The sequence below is a fragment of the Cobetia sp. PDI-23MA genome, from assembly GCF_059507735.1.
In genome coordinates, this window is sequence record NZ_CM183352.1 from 440,003 (window position 1) to 460,041 (window position 20,039).

Annotated in this window: 16 protein-coding genes; 12 read left to right on the plus strand and 4 right to left on the minus strand. The window is 64.1% G+C overall.

Features of this window, described 5'->3' with window-relative positions; all coding sequences use genetic code 11:
- The first annotated feature begins 50 nt into the window (after positions 1-50).
- A complete protein-coding gene (locus AC5WNJ_RS02015; protein WP_043333730.1) occupies positions 51-671 on the plus strand; it encodes a TetR/AcrR family transcriptional regulator in 621 nt (206 codons plus the stop codon).
- 118 nt (positions 672-789) lie between these two features.
- Here AC5WNJ_RS02015 and AC5WNJ_RS02020 read toward each other — a convergent pair whose 3' ends face one another.
- Together AC5WNJ_RS02020 and AC5WNJ_RS02025 are read right to left on the minus strand one after the other, a co-directional pair.
- Positions 790-1,029: a hypothetical protein gene (locus AC5WNJ_RS02020; RefSeq protein WP_306424396.1), complete on the minus strand. Its 240-nt coding sequence runs from the start codon at positions 1,027-1,029 to the stop codon at positions 790-792.
- A 139-nt stretch (positions 1,030-1,168) separates the two neighbouring features.
- Entirely contained in the window at positions 1,169-2,062 is an 894-nt protein-coding gene (locus tag AC5WNJ_RS02025) for a LysR family transcriptional regulator (protein ID WP_253063055.1), read from the minus strand.
- 286 nt (positions 2,063-2,348) lie between these two features.
- Between AC5WNJ_RS02025 and AC5WNJ_RS02030 the strand changes: the two genes are divergently transcribed.
- From AC5WNJ_RS02030 to AC5WNJ_RS02075, 10 genes are all read left to right on the plus strand, one after another.
- Positions 2,349-3,458, plus strand: coding sequence for an S-(hydroxymethyl)glutathione dehydrogenase/class III alcohol dehydrogenase (locus AC5WNJ_RS02030; protein ID WP_043333735.1), 1,110 nt, complete (start codon positions 2,349-2,351; stop codon positions 3,456-3,458).
- Between the two features lie 121 nt (positions 3,459-3,579).
- Positions 3,580-4,443, plus strand: coding sequence for an S-formylglutathione hydrolase (gene fghA / locus AC5WNJ_RS02035; protein ID WP_253063057.1), 864 nt, complete (start codon positions 3,580-3,582; stop codon positions 4,441-4,443).
- A 692-nt stretch (positions 4,444-5,135) separates the two neighbouring features.
- Positions 5,136-6,317 (plus strand): choline metabolism transcriptional regulator GbdR, encoded by a 1,182-nt coding sequence (gbdR, locus tag AC5WNJ_RS02040; RefSeq protein WP_253063199.1) that lies wholly within the window; start codon positions 5,136-5,138, stop codon positions 6,315-6,317.
- Positions 6,318-6,610: 293 nt separating this feature from the next.
- Entirely contained in the window at positions 6,611-7,372 is a 762-nt protein-coding gene (mtgA, locus tag AC5WNJ_RS02045) for a monofunctional biosynthetic peptidoglycan transglycosylase (RefSeq protein WP_373456569.1), read from the plus strand.
- 249 nt (positions 7,373-7,621) lie between these two features.
- Positions 7,622-8,632 carry a dipeptidase gene (locus AC5WNJ_RS02050; RefSeq protein WP_253063061.1) on the plus strand — a complete coding sequence of 337 codons (1,011 nt, stop codon included), beginning with the start codon at positions 7,622-7,624 and terminating at the stop codon, positions 8,630-8,632.
- 99 nt (positions 8,633-8,731) lie between these two features.
- Positions 8,732-9,268: a DUF5943 domain-containing protein gene (locus AC5WNJ_RS02055; protein ID WP_043333737.1), complete on the plus strand. Its 537-nt coding sequence runs from the start codon at positions 8,732-8,734 to the stop codon at positions 9,266-9,268.
- Between the two features lie 273 nt (positions 9,269-9,541).
- A complete protein-coding gene (gene dgcA / locus AC5WNJ_RS02060) occupies positions 9,542-11,620 on the plus strand; it encodes a dimethylglycine demethylation protein DgcA (protein ID WP_253063063.1) in 2,079 nt (692 codons plus the stop codon).
- A gap of 89 nt (positions 11,621-11,709) precedes the next feature.
- Positions 11,710-13,914 carry a (Fe-S)-binding protein gene (locus tag AC5WNJ_RS02065; protein WP_253063065.1) on the plus strand — a complete coding sequence of 735 codons (2,205 nt, stop codon included), beginning with the start codon at positions 11,710-11,712 and terminating at the stop codon, positions 13,912-13,914.
- Positions 13,911-15,401: an electron transfer flavoprotein subunit alpha/FixB family protein gene (locus tag AC5WNJ_RS02070; RefSeq protein WP_253063067.1), complete on the plus strand. Its 1,491-nt coding sequence runs from the start codon at positions 13,911-13,913 to the stop codon at positions 15,399-15,401. The genes AC5WNJ_RS02065 and AC5WNJ_RS02070 overlap by 4 nt, the downstream gene beginning before the upstream one ends.
- A gap of 33 nt (positions 15,402-15,434) precedes the next feature.
- Positions 15,435-16,361 (plus strand): adenine nucleotide alpha hydrolase family protein, encoded by a 927-nt coding sequence (locus AC5WNJ_RS02075; RefSeq protein ID WP_253063069.1) that lies wholly within the window; start codon positions 15,435-15,437, stop codon positions 16,359-16,361.
- 118 nt (positions 16,362-16,479) lie between these two features.
- Here AC5WNJ_RS02075 and AC5WNJ_RS02080 read toward each other — a convergent pair whose 3' ends face one another.
- Entirely contained in the window at positions 16,480-17,115 is a 636-nt protein-coding gene (locus AC5WNJ_RS02080) for a DUF4174 domain-containing protein (RefSeq protein WP_253063071.1), read from the minus strand.
- Positions 17,116-17,709: 594 nt separating this feature from the next.
- Between AC5WNJ_RS02080 and AC5WNJ_RS02085 the strand changes: the two genes are divergently transcribed.
- Entirely contained in the window at positions 17,710-18,102 is a 393-nt protein-coding gene (locus AC5WNJ_RS02085; RefSeq protein ID WP_253063072.1) for a DUF4168 domain-containing protein, read from the plus strand.
- 168 nt (positions 18,103-18,270) lie between these two features.
- Here AC5WNJ_RS02085 and AC5WNJ_RS02090 read toward each other — a convergent pair whose 3' ends face one another.
- On the minus strand, positions 18,271-19,860 hold the full coding sequence (locus tag AC5WNJ_RS02090; protein ID WP_253063074.1) for a BCCT family transporter: 1,590 nt from the start codon (positions 19,858-19,860) through the stop codon (positions 18,271-18,273).
- Between the last annotated feature and the right edge of the window lie 179 nt (positions 19,861-20,039).

A 20,039-nucleotide genomic window follows, 5' to 3' on the forward strand; every position in this document is an offset into this window, starting at 1 on the left:
TGCGGTTGTGATATTCTCATCGCACTGCCAGCACCGCGTCAGGGGATCGCATGACCACTCGCAAGTCTCAGATTCGCAAGGATAATGTCGGCCGCATCCTGCTCGCCGCCGAAAAGATCTTCGCTCTCAAGGGCTATGTCGGCGCCAGCATGGTCGATATTGCCGCCGAGGTAGAGCTGCCCAAGTCCAATCTGCATTATTACTTCAGCACCAAGGAAGCGCTGTATCGCGCGGTGCTCGATGGCCTGCTGGCGCTGTGGAAGGAAGATGCGCTGTGCTTCGAGGCCTACGATGACCCGCAGCTGGTGCTCTCCACCTACATTCGCGCCAAGATGATGCACTCGCGCCAGCGCCCCTATGGCTCCAAGGTGTGGGCCAGCGAGATCATGCAGGGCGCGCCGGTGCTGGGCGAGGAGCTGACGGTGTGGCTCGACGAGTGGGCCGAGATGAAGAAGTCACGTCTGCGTCAGTGGATCGGCGAGGGCCGCATCGACAACGTCGATGCCTCCGCCTACCTGTACATGATCTGGGCCAGCACTCAGCACTACGCCGACTTCGATCATCAGATCGCGGTGCTCAATCAGGGCAAGGCGCTGAGTGATCGCGAATTCGAGCAGGCGGTGCAGAATGTGACGCGAGTGCTGCTGAAGGGCGTCGGGCTGTCCGCCTGAGCCAGCAGGTGATTTCATGATTTCATTATCTTTAGGCTAATCATGGTCATCATTGGTGGGTCATCAAGCCAATGAAAAAGGGGCTGCCATTGCTGGCGGTCCCTTTTTTGATTCTCATCTATTGCTGGCTGTTCACCGCCGCCGCATATTTCCCCAGCGTCTTCCTGACCACGCCGCCCCAGCCGGCCTCGAAGGCGCGTACCACGTTGTAGGCCCTGTCGGTGAGTGGGGCGTTTGCCAGCCAGAAGGGGGTGGGTGCACGGATGTCCGCGCCGGTCACTTCCGAGTGTCTGGGCACTGCCAGGGCGTTCAGTTCGCCGCTCTGATGCAGCATCTTGATGAATTCGGTGACCGCCATCAGGGCGCTGATGAAAATTGTCAGTGCAATGACAGACGAGCTGCCGATTGGCAGCCCGTCTGTCGTTCGTCAGCTTCTTCATTCAACCGCCCATCGACTCATCCGCTCATCAATTTGGCAACTCATCCGCAGCGGCGCGTCATTCGCCAAGGCTGGGGATACCATCTTCGAAGCGCTCGACCATGAAGTCGACGAACTGGCGCACCTTGGGTGAGAGATGGCGGTGGCGAGGATAGACGATCCACACCCCGGTATCGCGCACCTGGTACTCATCCAGCACCGAGATCAGCTTGCCGCTGGCCAGATGGGGCGCGACGTAATAGTCGGGAATCTGGGCAAGGCCGAGGCCCTTGAGCGTGGCGTCCAGCAGCGCCGGGCCGGAGTTGGCCTGCCAGCTGCCGGTGATGCGCACCTCGCGGCGCTGGCCCTCGACCTCGAACAGCCACTCGCGCTTGGAGCCGGCCAGACAGCGGTGGCTGGAGAGCTCGGCCAGGGTGTGCGGGCGCGGCGCCTGCTGGAAGTAGTCATGCGAGGCGACGACGAATTCGCGGCGGTCCACCAGTCGCCTTGCGATCAGCGAGGAGTCCTTGAGTACGCCCATGCGGATGGCGACGTCGAAGCCCTCGTCGATCAATTCCACCGGACGGTTGGTGAAGTGCATCTGCACTTCCAGTTGCGGGTGCAGCAGCTGGAAGTCGTTGACCAGCGGCGCGACGTAGCGCTCGCCGAAGGTGGTGGCGCTGGTCAGCTTGAGCACGCCGCTGGGGCGGGCGTGGAAGTCACCGATGGCCTGTTCGGCGGCGCGGAAGCCATCGAAGAGATGATGGCAGTGCTCGAAATACACCTGACCGGCATCGGTGAGGCGCGTCTGCCGGGTGGTGCGGTAGAGCAATTGGGTATCGAGTTGGGCTTCCAGCTGGCTGATCAGACGGCTGACATGTGAGCTGGACACCCCGAGATGACGGGCGGCACCGGAAAATGAGCCGATTCTGACGACTTCCACGAAGGCTTCGATACGGTCCCAGCGCTGCATGCTGGCTCCTCTTTCATTGTTGTTGAGTGGCAATAATCATCTGAGTGCCGACGGCTTAATCCCACCCGCATGACTGCGTAGACTGTGCTCCATGCCGAGCCCGCAAGGATGAACCGCAAGGACGAGCCCAGTGCCTGTCGCGTTGGGAGTCCCTCGGGCGACTCATCCATGCAACCTGTCAGGTGCTGCTACCTTTCAGGATGGCCTCCGTGGTGATCGTCACCACACCAGGGGGCATGAGATTGGCAGCCAGTTTACCGCTATTGATGCTCACTAGGAGAGATTCATGAAATCACGTGCTGCGATTGCGCTGGAAGCCGGCAAGCCGCTGGAACTGGTCGAGATCGATGTCGAAGGGCCGAAGGCCGGTGAGGTGCTGGTACGCATCGTCAATACCGCCGTCTGTCACACCGATGCGTTCACCCTGTCCGGCGCAGACCCGGAAGGTCTGTTCCCGTCCGTGCTGGGCCACGAAGGCGCCGGTATCGTCGAGGAAGTGGGCGAGGGCGTGACGGGCCTGGTACCGGGCGACCACGTCATTCCGCTCTATACAGCCGAATGCGGCAAGTGCAAGTTCTGCCTCTCCGGCAAGACCAACCTGTGCAGCGCCGTGCGTGCCACCCAGGGTCGCGGCCTGATGCCGGACGGCACCTCGCGCTTCTCTCTCGATGGCAAGATGCTGCACCACTACATGGGCACCTCTACCTTCTCCGAATACACCGTGGTGCCGGAAGTCTCGCTGGCCAAGGTGTCCAAGGAAGCGCCGCTGGACAAGATCTGCCTGCTGGGCTGTGGCGTCACCACCGGTATCGGCGCGGTGATGAACACCGCCAAGGTCGAGCCGGGCTCTACCGTCGCCATCTTCGGCCTCGGTGCCATCGGTCTGGCCGCCATCCAGGGTGCGGTGATGGCCAAGGCGTCGCGCATCATCGCCATCGACATCAATGAAGACAAGTTCGACCTGGCCCGCAAGTTCGGCGCCACCGACTTCGTCAACCCGAGCAAGCTGTCCGTGCCGGTCCAGGAAGCCATCGTCGACATGACCGACGGCGGCGTCGACTACTCCTTCGAGTGCATCGGCAACGTTAATGTCATGCGTGCAGCGCTCGAGTGCGCGCATAAGGGCTGGGGCGAATCCATCGTCATCGGCGTCGCCGGTGCCGGTGAAGAGATCTCCACCCGTCCGTTCCAGCTGGTGACCGGGCGCGTCTGGAAAGGCTCCGCCTTCGGTGGCGTCAAGGGCCGTACCGAACTGCCGGGCTACGTCGAGCGTTACATGGATGGCGCGATCAATCTGGACGACTTCATCACTCACCAGATGCCGTTCGAGAAGATCAACGAATCATTCGATCTGCTGCACGAAGGCAAGTCGATCCGTACCGTGCTGAGCTTCTGATCCGAGGCTGAACTGCCGCCGGGCAACAGGGAAACACCTGTTGCCCGGTGAGGTCTGGAACGCGAAACGGCGTCGGCTTGCCGACGCCGTTTTCATGGGCGATATCACAAGGGAGAACATGATGACCGCGACCGAACAACTCGAGCTGGTCAGCGCCAACAAGGTGCATGGCGGCTGGCTCAAGCGTTACCGTCACCGCAGCGGCAGCCTGGATTGCGACATGGTGTTCGCCATCTATCTGCCGCCCCAGGCCGAACAGGGCTCGGTGCCGATGCTGTGGTGGCTGTCGGGGCTGACCTGTACCGACGAGAACTTCATGCAGAAGGCCGGCGCGCAGAAGAAGGCGGCGGAGCTGGGCATCGCCCTGATCTGCCCGGACACCAGCCCGCGCGGTGTCAATCTGGACGGCGAAGACGACAGCTACGACTTCGGCAGTGGCGCAGGCTTCTACGTCAATGCCACCCGCGAGCCTTGGGCGCGTCATTACCGCATGTATGACTACGTCACCGAGGAGCTGCCGGCGCTCGTCAAGCGTCACTTCCCGGTAGACGGCGAGCGTGAATCCATCTCCGGTCACTCCATGGGCGGCCATGGCGCGCTGATCTGTGCGCTGAAGAACCCGGGACGCTATCGCTCGATCTCCGCCTTCGCGCCGATCGTCAATCCGATGGCCTGCCCGTGGGGCGAAAAAGCCTTCAGCGGCTATCTCGGCGATGACCGCACCCAGTGGGCGCAATGGGATGCCTGCGAACTGGTTAAGCAGGTTCACGCCAGCGGCGCCGAACGCCAGGAGCTGTTCGTCGAGCAGGGCGAAAGCGACCAGTTCCTCGAGGAGCAGCTCAAGCCGGAGCGTCTGGAGGAAGTCTGCGCCGGACTCGATCATCCGCTCGTCCTGCGTCGCCAGCCCGGCTACGACCACAGCTACTTCTTCATGGCCAGCTTCATCGATGAGCATCTTGCCTACCATGCGAAACACCTCCTCTGAGAGGTGTGGGTGTGGTAGCCGGTAGAAATGAAAAGGCACGCGAAACACCTCTGAGTTGAGTCTCAAGCCTCGGTGTTGAGGTGTGAAAGTCCCAATCGCAGATGATCGCTCGCCGAGCAGAGACACTGCGTGAAAGACAGAAACGACAGCCCCGCTATCGATTGATGGATAGCGGGGCTGTCGTTTTTTCGTCATGAGAAGCGGGTTCTTTCAGAATCTCAAGGCATGAAAGCCCGTTTTGGTGGCATTTGCTTATGCTGCGTCAGTGGCAGTCAATCCAGACGTTATCCTGTGCCGTACGGCAACGATGATTTGCTGCACAGCGGCGATAAAGTCACTGCGCCAGGCAGGCGCGATGGTTTACTGTCGAGACGTGGACAACGCACGACGTCCAGGCAGTGAATCACGACATCCCTGACGTTATCGGAATTGCAGAGGTCGCTTGTTGACCTCCCCCTGATGGGGCCGATTGCCGATGTCGTCGCTGCTGGAGCTGACCCTCCGGGTTCGCTCCCTGCTGAGACCCAATAACGATAATACTGCAGACCCCCGCCGGCCTCATCAGGCCACGGGAGAGGGCGCCACGAGGCCCCGGTCTGTCACTCAGGCAGATATGAAGAAGGACCCCTCTCATGGCATTGACCAGTGGCCGTTTCGCCCGCCCGTACGAAGCTCACTCATCCGCTGCAGGAATGGCCGGCGAGACGCGCCAGCCGCAGACCATCGGCTTCCTGCTGCTCGACAGCTTCACGCTCATCTCGCTGGCCTCGGCGGTGGAACCGCTGCGCATGGCCAATCAGCTGGCCGGACGCGAGCTATACCGCTGGTATACCGTGACGCTGGAAGGCACCCCCGTGCGCGCCAGCGATGGCCTGCAGGTCACGCCCGACACCTCCACCGAGGCCTGCCCGCCGCTGGATATCGTCATCGTGTGTGGTGGCGTCGGCATCCAGCGCTCCGTGCATCGTCCGCATGTCAGCTGGCTGCAGGCGCAGGCGCGTGCCGGCCGCAAGCTGGGTGCCGTCTGTACCGGCAGCTGGGCGCTGGCTCAGGCGGGGCTGCTCGAAGGCCATGAGACCAGCATCCACTGGGAGTGTCTGGCCGCGATGCAGGAAGCCTTCCCGCGCGTGCCGCTGACCACACGACTGTTCTCCATCGATCAGGACCGCGCCACGGCCTCCGGCGGTACCGCGCCGATGGACATGATGCTGACTATGATCGGTCGCGAGCATGGCCGCGAGCTGGCGGCGGGCATCTCCGAGATGTTCATCTGCGATCGCGTGCGTGGCGAGCAGGACCAGCAGCGCGTGCCGCTCAAGCATGTGCTGGGCACCACCCAGCCGAAGCTGCTGGAAATCGTCGCGCTGATGGAGGCCAATCTGGAAGAGCCCATCGGCCTGGACGAGCTGGCGCACTATGTCGATGTCTCGCGCCGTCAGCTGGAGCGGCTGTTCCAGCGCTATCTGCATTGCTCTCCGTCGCGCTACTACCTCAAGCTGCGCCTGACCCGCGCACGTCAGCTGCTCAAGCAGACGGCGCTGTCGATCATCGAGGTGGCCTCGGCCTGTGGCTTCGTGTCCACGCCGCACTTCTCCAAGTGCTACCGCGAGTACTTCGGGATGCCACCGCGTGATGAGCGCATCGGAGGTGAGCGCAGTGTCAGCGTGCTCGAGGTGCCGTGTCGCGCCGATGGTGATCATCAGCTGACCGGTGTCGCCAGTCTGGAAGGGCTTCTGCATCAGTCGATCGGCCAGAGCATGGTCGGCAATGCGCCCCTGCAACCGGTGAGCGAGTCCCCCGTCTCCTCGGCGATTCTGGCACTGGCCAATGCGCGCGGTGAGCCGACCTACGCCAGCGTGCGTCTGCAGGGCTGACACCTGCCGACTGACAGTAGCTTCCCGCAACGTCCAACGCCTCTGCCTCTGTGGCAGGGGCGTTGTCGTTTTCACGGGAGCCACCGGCACGCTCTGGTACACTCGAAGGCGCTATGCAGCAGTAGCTGACACGACAATGGCTCGGCGGCGGAATGACGCGCCACGACAAGCACGACAGGGGACGGCAAGGGATGGCACGAGGACAGCAACGCAGGCAGGAAGGCACGGAGCGTGTGGCGGGTGTGCGGCGCGGGGCGACACGCCGCCCGGCGCCGCGTACCGGCATGCGCCCGATGGAGCGTCTGCGCTGGCTGGCGGTGTGGGCATTCAAGGTCGTTGCCTGCTGGATGGTGGCCTGTATCGGCCTGGTGGTGTTGCTGCGCTTCGTGCCGCTGCCGGTGTCGATGGTGATGCTGGAGAAGTGGGGCCATGGCCTGGTCACCGGCGAGCCGATGGCGCTTAAGCATGACTGGGTGCCGATGGAGCAGATTTCCAGCAATGCCCGCCTGGCGGTGATCGCCTCGGAAGACCAGAAATTTCCCGATCACTACGGCTTCGATGTCGATCAGATCGTCAAGGCCATCGATGCGCGGCTGGCCGGTGAGCGCCTGCGTGGCGCCAGTACCATCAGCCAGCAGACCGCCAAGAATGTCTTCCTGTGGAACGGGCGCAGCTGGGTGCGCAAGGGGCTGGAGGTCTGGTTCACCATCCTGATCGAGATCATCTGGCCCAAGGAGCGTATTCTCGAGGTCTACCTGAACGTCGCCGAATGGGGGCCGGGCATCTTCGGTGTCGAGGCTGCGGCCGAGCATCACTTCAATACCGATGCCGCCAGCCTTTCCGCCTATCAGGCCAGTCTGCTGGCGGCGGTACTGCCCAATCCGATCCGCTTCAATGCCGGCAAGCCCTCGGCCTATATCCAGCGCCGCGCCAGCTGGACACGTCGCCAGATGAACAACCTCGGCATGGGCTACCTGAAGCGTCTGGAACAGCCGCGTGGCTGGCTGAGCTGGGACCTGCTGCCTTCGCTCAAGGAGCTGTCCCCCGCGCATTGAGCGGCGTGACGCTACACCCTCGGCTGTCTCGCGACGCCCCGGCTCTCTCGAGTCGGGGCGTCGGCGTTTCAGAAACGACAGCTCTGACGCGATTCGATAGCCACGGGTCGCATCTGGCGTCAGAGGGGCAAGAGGGCAGGACTATGCTGGCACAGCCTGCTGGAGATCGTGCTCCGACAGGCCCTGTCCGCCGGGTACGGGCAGTGACCTGACTCCCTCGAGCCGCCTGCCCAGCGCCGGAGCGACATGATGTCCGAATTTACCTCCTCCTTCGGTGGGGCCGATGCGGCCCGCGCCCTGCACGATGACAGCATCGTCATCGATGGTCTGGTGATCGCCAAGTGGCAGCGCGAGCTGTTCGAGGACATGCGCAAGGGCGGTCTGACCGCTGCCAACTGCACTGTCTCGGTCTGGGAAGGCTTCCAGGCGACCGTCAACAACATCGTCAAGAGCAATCAGCTGATCGCCGAGAGCAGTGACCTGGTCTGCGTGGCGCGCACCGCCGCCGACATCCGCGCCGCCAAGGCCGCCGGCAAGACCGGCATCATCTACGGCTTCCAGAATGCCAACGCCTATGAAGACCAGATCGGCTATGTCGATGTCTTCAAGCAGCTCGGCGTGGGCATCGTGCAGATGTGCTACAACACCCAGAATCTGGTCGGCACCGGCTGCTACGAGCGCGATGGCGGCCTGTCCGGCTTCGGCCGCGAGATGGTCGCCGAGATGAACCGCGTCGGCGTGATGTGTGATCTCTCCCACGTCGGCTCGAAGACCTCCGAGGAAGTCATCCTCGAATCGAAGGTGCCTGTCTGCTATTCCCACTGCGCGCCGGCCGGTCTCAAGGACCACCCGCGCAACAAGTCCGATGCCGAGCTGCGCTTCATCGCCGAACACGGCGGCTTCGTCGGCGTCACCATGTTTACCCCCTTCCTCAAGGCCGGCGTCAACGCCACCGTCGACGACTACGTCGAGGCCATCGAATACGTGATGAACCTGGTCGGCGAGGATGCCATCGGCATCGGCACCGATTTCACCCAGGGCCACGGCCAGGACTTCTTCGAGTGGCTGACCCACGACAAGGGCTACGCCCGTCGTCTCACCAACTTCGGCAAGATCGTCAATCCGGAAGGCATCCGCACCATCGGCGAGTTCCCCAATCTGACCGAGGCGCTGCTGCGTCGCGGCATGAGTGAGCATCAGGTGCGCAAGATCATGGGCGAGAACTGGCTGCGCACGCTGGAAAATGTCTGGGGCGGCTGAGTCTGGCTGCCTGTGCCCTTTATTGATCGCTCTTACTTGATCTCTCTTTCCTGATCTCTTTTTTGCAATTCCCTTAAGCCCCCTTTGGAGGACACCGACATGAGCAAGATGGCCCCTGAACTGCCGATCGAAGTGGATAGCGAGACCGGCGTCTGGACGTCCGATGCGCTGCCGATGCTGTACGTGCCGCGTCATTTCTTCATCAACAATCATGTCGCGGTGGAAGAGGCGCTGGGCGTGGAGAAATACGCCGAGATTCTCTATCACGCCGGCTACAAGAGCGCCTGGCACTGGTGCGAGAAGGAAGCCGAGCTGCATGGCCTAGTCGGCGTGGAAGTCTTCGAGCACTACATGAAGCGCCTGTCGCAGCGTGGCTGGGGTCTGTTCATCACCGAGGAGATCGATCTGGAGCGCGGTACCTGCAAGGTGCGCCTGGAACACTCTTGCTTCGTCTATCAGCAGGGCAAGACCGGCACCAAACTTGAATACATGTTCACCGGCTGGTTCGCCGGCGCGATGGACCAGATTCTGGCCGCGCGTGGCAGCGAGCTGCGCACCGTCGCCGTCCAGACCCAGAGCGGGGGTGAGGAAGGCTGTGACGTGGGGTATTTCGAGGTCGCTCCCGGAACAGTGTGACGTTTTCGGATCCGCCACTCTCTATTCCATGGTTCGGGCCCAGACCCGGCCCAGGCAACAGGCAACAGCACACGCTGGCCGCCCGATCATCTCTCTGTCACGACACTCACCACACGACACTCATCACCCACAACAACGACAACGCAACGCCTGAGCGCCGACTCTCCTGACATGCAAGACACCTGACGCCAACCCCGTCGCCACGACTCGTGGCGGCGGGCAGGCCAGGCCAGCGTGACGAGGCGGCGCTCTCCCCGGCGAGGAGCTCTCACCATGGCATTCGACGCACTCTTCCAGCCGATCGAGATCGGCAAGCTGACCATCCGCAACCGCGTCGTCAGTACCGCCCACGCCGAGGTGTATGCCACCGATGGCGGCATGACCACCGAGCGCTACGTGCGCTACTACGAAGAGAAGGCCAAGGGCGGGTGTGGCCTGTGCATCTGTGGTGGCTCCTCGGTGGTCTCCATCGACAGCCCGCAGGGCTGGTGGAGCTCCGTCAATCTGTCGACCGACCGCATCATTCCGCATTTCCAGAATCTGGCCGATGCCGTGCACAAGCATGGCGGCAAGATCATGATCCAGATTACCCACATGGGCCGTCGCTCGCGCTGGGACGGCTTCGACTGGACCTCGCTGATGTCGCCGTCCGGCATCCGTGAGCCGGTGCACCGCTCCACCTGCAAGACCATCGAGGTGGAGGAGATCCAGCGCATCATCGCCGATTTCGCCCAGGCGGCGCGGCGTGCCAAGGAAGGCGGCCTGGACGGCGTCGAGCTGTCCGCCGTGCACCAGCACCTGATCGACCAGTTCTGGAGCCCGCGCGTCAACAAGCGCACTGATGAATGGGGCGGCAGCTTCGAGGGCCGCATGAAGTTCGGTCTCGAGGTGCTCAAGGCGGTTCGCGCCGAGGTCGGCGACGACTTCGTGGTCGGCATGCGCATCTGTGGCGATGAATTCCATCCTGATGGCCTGTCCCACGACGACATGAAGCAGATCGCGGCCTATTACGACGCCACCGGCCTGCTCGACTTCTTCGGTGTGATCGGCTCCGGTTGTGATACCCACAACAGCCTCGCCAACGTCATTCCCAACATGTCCTACCCGCCGGAACCCTTCCTGCACCTGGCCTCCGGCATCAAGGAAGTCGTCTCGATTCCGGTGATCCACGCCCAGAACATCAAGGACCCCAACCAGGCCGAGCGCATCCTGGAAGGCGGCTATGTCGACATGGTCGGCATGACCCGCGCCCACATCGCCGACCCGCACATCATCGCCAAGATCAAGATGGGCCAGCTCGACCAGATCAAGCAGTGCGTCGGTGCCAACTACTGCATCGACCGCCAGTATCAGGGCCTCGACGTGCTGTGCATCCAGAATGCCGCGACGTCACGCGAATACATGGGCCTGCCGCATCAGATCGAGAAGACCAGCGGCCCGCTGCGCAAGGTCGTCATCGTCGGCGGTGGTCCGGCCGGCATGGAGGCAGCCCGCGTGTGCGCCGAACGCGGCCACGACGTGACGCTGTTCGAGGCCCGTGACGAGCTTGGCGGCCAGATCACCATCGCCGCCAAGGCACCGCAGCGTGACCAGATCGCCGGCATCACGCGCTGGTATCAGCTGGAACTGGCACGCCTGAAGGTCGACCTGCGCCTGGGCACGCGGGCCGATGAGGCCACCATTCGTGACCTGCGCGCCGACGTGGTGATCCTCGCGGTGGGTGGCCGTCCGTTCATGGAGCAGTTCGAATCCTGGGGCTACGACGAAGACCCGGCCAAGAGCCTGATCGCCTCTTCATGGGACGTGCTGGACGGGCGCGTCGCACCGGGCAGCAACGTGCTGATCTACGACAGCATCTGCGAGTTCTCCGGGGTCTCGGTGGCCGACTATCTGGCCGACAAGGGCGCGCGGGTCGAGATCGTCACCGATGACATCAAGCCCGGCGCGGCGGTCGGTGGAACCACCTTCCCGACCTATTACCGCAGCCTGTATGCCAAGGAAGTCGTGATGACCTCCGACATGGTGCTGCATGAGGTCTACCGCGAAGGCGAAGGCCTGGTGGCGGTGCTCGAGAACGAATACACCGGCACCCTCGAAGAGCGCGTCGTCGACCAGATCGTGGTCGAGAACGGCGTACGCCCGGATGAGGCGCTCTACTACGCCTTCAAGGACGGCTCGCTCAACAAGGGCCAGATCGACGTCGAGTCGCTCTACGCCATCAAGCCGCAGCCGTGCCTGAGCCAGGCCACCGAAGGCAATGATTACCTGCTGTTCCGCCTCGGTGACTGCAACGCACCGCGCAACACCCACGCCGCCATCTATGACGCCCTGCGTCTGTGCAAGGACTTCTGATGACGTGATCTGCCGAGCCGGCCGCACCTATGCCGCCGGCTCGGCAGTCGTCCGGTCGACAGCGGGCTTGAAGAAAGAGGGTGAGCAGCATGAATGACACGATCTTGTCGGTATTGATCTTCACCGCGCTGGCGCTGGCTGCCATCGGCGCGGTCAAGCGCATCGGCCTGTGGCGCCAGGGGCGGGCGGATGCCACGTCCATGAGTGTGGGAGAGCTGATCGCGAGCCTTGCCAAGGTACCGCGCCGCTACGGGGTGGACCTGCACCACGTGGTCGCGCGGGACCGCTACATGGCCAACACCCACGTCGCCACCGGGGGCGGCTTCGTGGCCGCGGCGCTGCTGATGGTGGTGGTCTACGGCTTCGGCATCGACTCCGCCTGGCTGGGCGTCTTGCTGCTGCTGGCCAGTGGCGCGATGTTCGGTGGCGCGCTGTTCGTGCGTCGTCGTCGCCTCGCCCCGCCGGCACGTCTGTCGCGTGGCCCGTGGATGCGTCTGCCCAAGAGCCTGCTGGTGTTCTCCGCCAGCCTGTTCGTGATGAGTCTGTCACTGGTGCTGCCGGAAGGCGTCGGCGGCATGATCTCCGGCGGTATCCTCGGGCTGGTGCTGGTAGTGGGCATCGGCTGGGGGCTGCTCGAGATGATCGTCGGCATGACCGGCGGCGGCTCGCGCATCACCGGGCCGATGAAGCATGCCTTCGCCGGTGCGCTGCATCTGGCCTTCCATCGGCGTCCGGCACGTTTCAGCACCCGCGATAGCGCGGGCATCCGCGACAGCGCATTGCTGCCGCTGGACCTGACCAACCCCGAGGCACCGCTGGGCGTCGGCAAGCCGTCCGATTTCAACTGGCGTCAGCTGCTGGGCTTCGATGCCTGCGTGCAGTGCGGGCGCTGTGAAGCGGTGTGTCCGGCGTTCGCGGCCGGTCAGCCGCTCAATCCCAAGAAACTGATCCAGGACATGGTGGTCGGCATGGCCGGTGGCAGCGATGCCGCCTACGCCGGTTCGCCCTATCCGGGCGATGAGCCCAGGCGCGCGCCCGGCCAGCATGGCGGCGGCCCGCAGCAGACCATCGTCGGGGCCTCTCCGCATGCTCGCCCGGCAGCTCAGGCAGCGTCATCCGGGCCGATCCAGATCAAGGCGGCACCGGGCGCTGCGGGTGAGGCGACAGATGGCGACAAGCTGATCCACGAGTTCAAGGTACTGGTCGAGCCGGAAACCCTGTGGGCCTGCACCACCTGTCGCGCCTGCGTCGAGGAGTGCCCGATGATGATCGAGCACGTCGATGCCATCGTCGACATGCGCCGTCACATGACGCTGGAGCAGGGCGCGACGCCGGGCAAGGGCGTCGAGGTGCTCGACAACCTGATCGCCACCGACAACCCGGGCGGCTTCGCGCTCGAGGCGCGCCTGCATTGGGCGGCGGACCTCGACCTGCCGCGCATCGCCGAGCTGCAGGCTGCCCGCGAGGCGGCGCGTGATCCGCGTCCGGTGGAAGCGCTGCTGTGGCTGGGCGATGGCGCCTTCGACATGCGCAACCAGCGCACGCTGCGCGCCTTCGTGCAGGTACTGCGCGCCGCCCGGGTGGATTTCGCCATCCTCGGTGCGGAAGAACGTGACAGTGGTGATGTGGCGCGCCGTCTGGGGGATGAGGCGACCTTCCAGTCGCTGGCCACCCGCAATATCGCCACCCTGTCGAAGTATCGCTTCGCGCGCATCATCACCTGCGATCCGCACAGCTTCCATGTGCTGGGACGTGAATATGCCGCCTTCGGTGGCGACTACCTCGTCAACCACCACACCAGCTACATGAACGAGCTGCTGGCGGCCGGTCGCCTGAGCCTCGATGCCACCCGACTGGCGACGCTCGGCGCGGTCACCTGGCACGACCCCTGCTATCTGGGGCGCTACAACGGTGAATTCGAGGCGCCGCGTAGCTTGCTGGCGGCGCTGGGGCTGGAAGTGCGCGAGATGCAGCGCTCCGGTTTCCGCTCACGCTGCTGTGGCGGCGGTGGTGGCGCGCCGGTGACGGACATCCCCGGCAAGCAGCGTATCCCCGACATGCGCATGGGCGATGTGCGCGAGACCGGCGCCGAAGTCGTGGCGGTCGGCTGCCCGCAGTGCACCGCGATGCTGGAAGGCGTGGTGGCACCGGCCGGTGAAGCCGAACCCCAGGTGCTGGATCTGGCGGAACTGATGGCGCGGGCGCTGGTAACGGATGCGTCCACGCAGGGCTCGTCCACACAGGGCATGGCGACGTCGACCACGCAGCCCACTGACGCGGAGGTGGCGGCATGACGATTTCCGGCGACCCAAAAGCAACCGAGCATCCACACCCATCAGGGCATCCATACCCATCCGAGCGCGAGCTACTGCCACGCCGTGACCCGCGCCTGGAGCAGCAGGCACGCAATCGGCTGCACCCTGAGCATCTAATCGCGCTGCAGGCGCTGGGCCGTGGCGCGGCAGCACCTCAGGAACGCTGGATGGGCCCGAAGGGTGTGATGCGCCGCAATCCGCATGTCGGGCACTTCATCGCCGCCAATGGCCGCAAACGCATCGATCGCAGTGGCCGCTCCGGGCCTGCCGCGGTGGGTACTGGCCAGCCCGCTGTCGCGGCCAAGGCGCGCGTGCTGCCGCTGGTCGAGATCGCATCACCCGCCTTCCTGGTCGCGGTGGTGCCGGACATGACTGGTGGGCGACTGTCGAGTCATGACCGTGATGTGCTGGGGCTGGCCCGTCAGATCGCCGATGCCGACCCCGCCCATCAGGGCGCGGTGCTGGCCGTCACCTTCGGCACCTTGCGTGAGGATGGTGACGCCGCCGACAGTGTCGGGCTCGGCGCGGCGGGGGCCGACCGTTGGCTGCACTTTGCCGATACTCTCCACGATGGCTATGCGCCGCTGGCCCAGCTGGCGGAGCTTGAGGTCATCGATGGCAAGCTGGCACCACGGCTGTGGTTGCTGCCGGAATCCCGCACTGGCGGTGGTGAACGCGGCCGACGTCTCGGTGCGCGCCTGCTGTGTCAGGGCGATGCGCTGGCGCGGCCCAGCGGCAATGCCTATCAGCTCGACGGCGAGCTTGCCGCCATCGGGCGTGGCGAGCTTGCCGAGGTCAACGTCACCGGGCGCAGCGGCAATGGTCAGCAGGACCTGACCCGCCCGCTGACCCGTATCGTGCTGTGCGAGGCGGAATGCGCCGAGCCGGTGGAAGATGTGCGCCACGCCGCGCTGCCGCTCGAGTGGGAGGCGGCCAGCGCCGCGCACGCCGTGCCAGACGTGATCGAAGACCTTGGCCCGGTGGCCGTCGATCCCTCCGCGATCGCGCTGGGCGAGGCCGAATTCATTCTCTCGGCGGGCAACGGCATCCGCGATTGGGATGGCTTCCACCGCGCCGCCAGCCTGCTGGGCGCCACCGAAGGCGCCTCGCGGGTGGCGGTGGATGACGGCTTCATGCCGCGTGCCCGCCAGGTCGGTGCTACCGGGACCTGGGTGACGGCGCGGGTCTATGTCGCGGTGGGCATCTCGGGGGCCATTCAGCATCTGCAGGGCATCCAGCGCTGCGACAAGGTGGTGGCCATCAACACCGATGGCGGCTGTGACATGGTCAAGCGTGCTGATCTTGCGGTGATCGGTGACGCCGGGGCGATTCTTGCCAGTCTCTGTCAGCAGCTCGAGGCCGAACGCAGTGTCGGCGGTGATGCCTCGGCGGTGGGACAGTCGCCTGCCGTGCCCTCGACATCATCCAGCACGTCATCCGCCACGCTTGCCGCCGACGCGGCCTGAACTCGCGCCTGCGACAGGGGAAAGGAGAAGGACATGAAGGCAGATCGTTCATCCGTTGCGCAGCAGGCCTCGGCACCGCTTGAGGTCGTGAGTCTGGTATCGCTGGGTCAGCACCCGGTTTCGGGGCGTCTGCGGCGTGCCGAGCAGGACGCCCGCGCGCTGGAGCTGTGTCTGGCGCTGGAGCGTCAGTCGGCACCCGGTGCCGTAAGCCTCAGTGCCTGGCACGCCAGTGGCAGCGAGATCGCGCCCGGCAGCGAGCAGGATCAGGCGCTGCGCGGCTATCTGGGCATGGGGCTGGAGTCGTTGACGCTGGTGACGCCGGATTCTCCTGGCGCTGGCCCGCTCAAGGCTGCTGATCCGCTCATGGCTGACGATTCGTCGCTCACGGCTGCTGATCAACCGGTCATCGATGTCTGGCCGCTGCTGGTCACGCTCCTCAAGCAGGCGGCACCGCAGCTGGTGGTGTGTGGTGGCCAGGGCGAGACCGGTGAGGGCAGTGGCCTGCTGCCGCATCTGCTGGCGGAGAGTCTTGGCTGGCCGTTGGTGGAGGGTATCGTCGCGATCGAGAGCTGCGATGGCGCACATCTAATCGCCTTGCAGGCGCTGCCGCGTGGCCAGCGGCGACGGTTGCGCGTGAAGCTGCCGGCGCTTGTCAGCGTCGACTCCGCGGCGCCGGCGGCGCGTCAGTCGGCCTTCGCGCAGGCGCGGCGTGGTGAGCTTGCGTCACAGCCCAGCGGCGAGCTTGTCCATGATGCGCAGGCCGAGGCCTTCGGCGTGGCCCCGGCTCGCAAGCGTCCCAAGCGCTTGAAGCACATCAAGGCGACCAGCGCGCGGGACCGCTTCAAGGCCGCGGCCGCCAAGGCCGAAGGGGGCGGTGGCAAGCGGCTGGAAGGCGTGAGCGCCGAGGAGGGCGCGGCGGAAATCCTCAAGCTGCTGCGTGAGGAAGGCGTGCTGCGCTGAAGCCGCGCAGAGGGTAAAAAGCCCCTGTCAGCCGAGCTGACAGGGGCTTTTTCATGCATCACGGAAGATCGCTCTTCACCGAAAGTCGCTCTTCACAATAGGTCACCCTTACAGAAGATCACTCCTCCCACTGCCAGTCCTCATCGCTCAAGGGTTCGGGCGAGGTGTGCTCGTCGGTGCCCTGGGGGGCCTTGCGCGCTGCCTGACTGGCTTCGCGCTGGCGCATCGGCATGTTGTCGATCACCTGATAGATCTGGTCGGGGGCGACGAAGCCTTCCTGCTGCATCTTCTTGCCGCCGTCCTTGCCCATCAGGATGACGGTGAAGGGCGCGCCCTCGCGCAATTGCATGGCATCGCGCAGGGCACGCACCTCCTCGAAGCTCATCGGCACGCCATCGTGGATGCCGCGCGTGCCCATCAGCGTATAGAGCGTCATGTCGCGTTGCTGCATCTCGCCACGCGTGGCGCGTAGTTCCTCGCGCTGACGCTCGAGATCCCGGTCCTGCTCATCCGGCGCGATCAGCACCAGCGAGCGTCGGTTCCAGGTCTCGCCCAGCAGCGGGTTGGCGGCGGGGTCGACATTGGCGGCGGTCATGGTGGTCTCCGCGGTGTCCGGTGAGGTCGGGGGTGGCGGTGCGCCCGAGGATGTCTCGGAGGGTGCGTTCAGGTCGGCATCCGAATCCAGCAGGCTGATGGCATGCACCGGCGAGCTCAACAGCAGAGCCGGCAGCAGGGCCAGCAACAAGAGGCTCATCAGGCTCGACGTCAGTCTGTGATGCGAGAACAGTCGAGGCAGCGCGGACAGTCTCTGCGCGGATGGTATGTACGTGGACATGGCAGTCCTCCGGCGGCAATGATATGAGCTGGGCCAGCCAGCCTGGGCTGTAGAAACAGGTTGCAGGGAAGAATGGCACACCCTGTATGACAGCCTCTCCTTCAAGATTAAGACAGTCACCGAGAGTTTGCTGCCCGTTGGCGCGCGATTTATGTGGTACTTCATGACATGCCGCCCTCATTCAGCCTGTGGAGAGACCCATGGCGACATGCCGCTAGCGGTGGCAACAGGCGACGTGGCCTCCTTGTGTAAAGCGCATGCCGCGTACGTGGTGTGCAGACTTCACGCAGCATGCTGCAGATATTTCCACAATCGTGGCACAAGCTGTATGCGCGTCCAGCCGTCATGGCGCCCGCCATGCGTAGCCCCGAGGCTTCTACGTTGCTGATCTGCGACTCATGTAACTGTGTCGATACACAATATTTTCAAAGAGTTGCATGAAAAAATGAACGTCCTGTCTTCAGGCTCGTCTGAGTTAGGGCAAACACTTATTGATCACTGCTGGAGGCTGCAATGAAACGGATGACTGCATACATGACGGCTGCCCTGATTTCCGCGGGCATGATGTCGGCACCGGCGTTCGCTGCTGATGCACCGGCCCAAGGTCAGTCTACTGCCCAGGCGGCACAGGCTCAGGCTGGCGATTTCACCGACGCTCAGCTGCAACAGTTCGCTGCGGCCTCTCAGGACATCGCACGCATCTCACAGGAATTCGCCGGCAAGCTGCAGAAGGCTGACGACGAGACTGCCAAGCAGAGCGTGCGTCAGGAAGCCAACGACGAGATGGTCAGCGCTGTCGAGGACTCCGGTCTGGAAGTCGCCACCTTCAACTCCATCGGTCAAGCGGTCCAGAACGACCCGGACCTGATGAAGAAGGTACAGAAGCTGGCTCAGGAAAACTCCTGATCTCGCCTGGATGACGTTCGGGTCATCCAATGACAACGCCGCCCCCGGTTGCCGGGGGCGGCGTTTTTTTGTGCCCATGTCCTGCGGCCTGTCAGTCAGTACCGCCTTGGTCAGTACCGCTTTGGTCAGTAAAGCTTTGGTCATTAAAGCTCTGGTCAGCACCGCATGTCAGGCACCGGCAGCCGGACGAATGAGCATGTCCTGTGCCTTCTTTTCCTGCATCAGGCCACGGAACAGGGAATAGCACATCACCAGCAGCACCAGCGTGAACGGCAGCCCCGTGGCGATGGCGCCCGCCTGCAGCGAGCCCAGCGCAGCGCTCCCCCCGCCATAGAGCAGGGCGCCGGCGATCAAACCTTCCATCGCTGCCCAGAACATGCGCTGGCTGACCGGGGCGTCGATCTTGCCACCGGCAGTGATCGAGTCGATCACCAGCGAGCCCGAGTCGGAGGAGGTCACGAAGAACACCAGCACCAGCACGATGGCGATGAAGGACGCCACGCCGGACAGCGGCAGGTTGTCGAGCATCTGGAACATGGCCAGCGACACGGAGTCGATGCCATTGGCCAGCGCGCCCACGCCATTGATGGCCTGTTCCAGAGCGGTGCCACCGAAGACGGACATCCACACGATGGTGACCAGGGTCGGCACCAGCAGCACGGCGGTGACGAATTCGCGTACGGTGCGGCCGCGCGAGACACGCGCGATGAACATGCCGACGAACGGTGACCAGGAAATCCACCAAGCCCAGTAGAAGACGGTCCAGCCGTGGAACCAGCTTTCATCGGGGCGGCCGATCCAGTTGGACAGCGGCAGCAGATATTCCCCATAGCTGAGGGTAGTGGTGCCCAGGCCCATGAGAATGGTGAGAGTCGGCCCGAAGATGAGGATGAAGATGATCAGCACGGCGGCGATGATCATGTTGATGTTGGAAAGCAGCTTCACGCCGCCATCCAGACCACGACTGACCGAGTAGATGGCCACCAGCGTCACCAGAATGATGATCGCGATCTGGGTCGGCAGGCCATCGCCGACGCCGAACAGGTAGTCCAGACCCGATGCTGCCTGAGCGGAACCCAGCCCCAGCGACGTCGCCAGACCGAAGATGGTCGCCAGCACGGCGAGGATATCGACGATATGCCCCATCCAGCCCCAGGTGCGCTCACCGAGTATCGGGTAGAACGCTGAGCGGATGGTCAGCGGCAGGCCCTTGTTGTAGGTGAAGAAGGCCAGCGACAGCCCGACCACGGCGTAGATGGCCCAGGGATGCAGGCCCCAGTGGTACATGGTGGCACCCAGCGCGGCGCGTGCCCCTTCCGGCGTACCGGCAGGCGCGTTCAGTGGCGTGCCGTACCAGTCGGTGTAATAGGCCACCGGCTCGGCGACGCTCCAGAACATCAGGCCGATGCCCATGCCGGCGGCGAACAGCATCGCGAACCAGGAGCGTGTCGAGAACTCCGGCTTCGCCTTCTGGCCGCCCAGGCGCAGCTTGCCCACCGGATGCACGATCAGCAGCAGGCAGAACAGCACGAAGAGGTTGCCGGCCAGCATGAACAGCCAATCGCCATGTGCGATGGACCAGGCCTTGGCACCGCCCAGGGCACTTTCCGCGCCCGCAGGGAAGACGATGGCAAACAGGATGAAGCTGACGATCAGCACGGCGCTGATCGCGAAGACGGGGTTGTGAACATCGAGACCCATGACCTGGACATTGTCCTGGCCGATCTCGTAGTCCGTGTCATACGGATTCGATGACATGTGATGACCTCATGTTGTTATTGGTGTCGCCAGCCGGACAGGGCGGCTGGCGCGAAGCGAGGTGTTGTCGTGGGTGTCTCCCGGGTCTGCGATGTGGGAAGTGGGGGGAATGGCAATCCAGAGCGCGGTGGCAATCCAGAACGTAATGACGAGCTGACTGCGGGGCAGGTCGCCGCCGG

Coding starts and splice junctions, on each gene's coding strand:
- AC5WNJ_RS02015 (WP_043333730.1), top strand. CDS start 51: ATGACCACTCGCAAGTCTCAGATTCGCAAGGATAATGTCGGCCGCATC.
- AC5WNJ_RS02020 (WP_306424396.1), bottom strand. CDS start 1,029: ATGGCGGTCACCGAATTCATCAAGATGCTGCATCAGAGCGGCGAACTG.
- AC5WNJ_RS02025 (WP_253063055.1), bottom strand. CDS start 2,062: ATGCAGCGCTGGGACCGTATCGAAGCCTTCGTGGAAGTCGTCAGAATC.
- AC5WNJ_RS02030 (WP_043333735.1), top strand. CDS start 2,349: ATGAAATCACGTGCTGCGATTGCGCTGGAAGCCGGCAAGCCGCTGGAA.
- fghA (WP_253063057.1), top strand. CDS start 3,580: ATGACCGCGACCGAACAACTCGAGCTGGTCAGCGCCAACAAGGTGCAT.
- gbdR (WP_253063199.1), top strand. CDS start 5,136: ATGGCCGGCGAGACGCGCCAGCCGCAGACCATCGGCTTCCTGCTGCTC.
- mtgA (WP_373456569.1), top strand. CDS start 6,611: ATGGAGCGTCTGCGCTGGCTGGCGGTGTGGGCATTCAAGGTCGTTGCC.
- AC5WNJ_RS02050 (WP_253063061.1), top strand. CDS start 7,622: ATGTCCGAATTTACCTCCTCCTTCGGTGGGGCCGATGCGGCCCGCGCC.
- AC5WNJ_RS02055 (WP_043333737.1), top strand. CDS start 8,732: ATGAGCAAGATGGCCCCTGAACTGCCGATCGAAGTGGATAGCGAGACC.
- dgcA (WP_253063063.1), top strand. CDS start 9,542: ATGGCATTCGACGCACTCTTCCAGCCGATCGAGATCGGCAAGCTGACC.
- AC5WNJ_RS02065 (WP_253063065.1), top strand. CDS start 11,710: ATGAATGACACGATCTTGTCGGTATTGATCTTCACCGCGCTGGCGCTG.
- AC5WNJ_RS02070 (WP_253063067.1), top strand. CDS start 13,911: ATGACGATTTCCGGCGACCCAAAAGCAACCGAGCATCCACACCCATCA.
- AC5WNJ_RS02075 (WP_253063069.1), top strand. CDS start 15,435: ATGAAGGCAGATCGTTCATCCGTTGCGCAGCAGGCCTCGGCACCGCTT.
- AC5WNJ_RS02080 (WP_253063071.1), bottom strand. CDS start 17,115: ATGAGCCTCTTGTTGCTGGCCCTGCTGCCGGCTCTGCTGTTGAGCTCG.
- AC5WNJ_RS02085 (WP_253063072.1), top strand. CDS start 17,710: ATGAAACGGATGACTGCATACATGACGGCTGCCCTGATTTCCGCGGGC.
- AC5WNJ_RS02090 (WP_253063074.1), bottom strand. CDS start 19,860: ATGTCATCGAATCCGTATGACACGGACTACGAGATCGGCCAGGACAAT.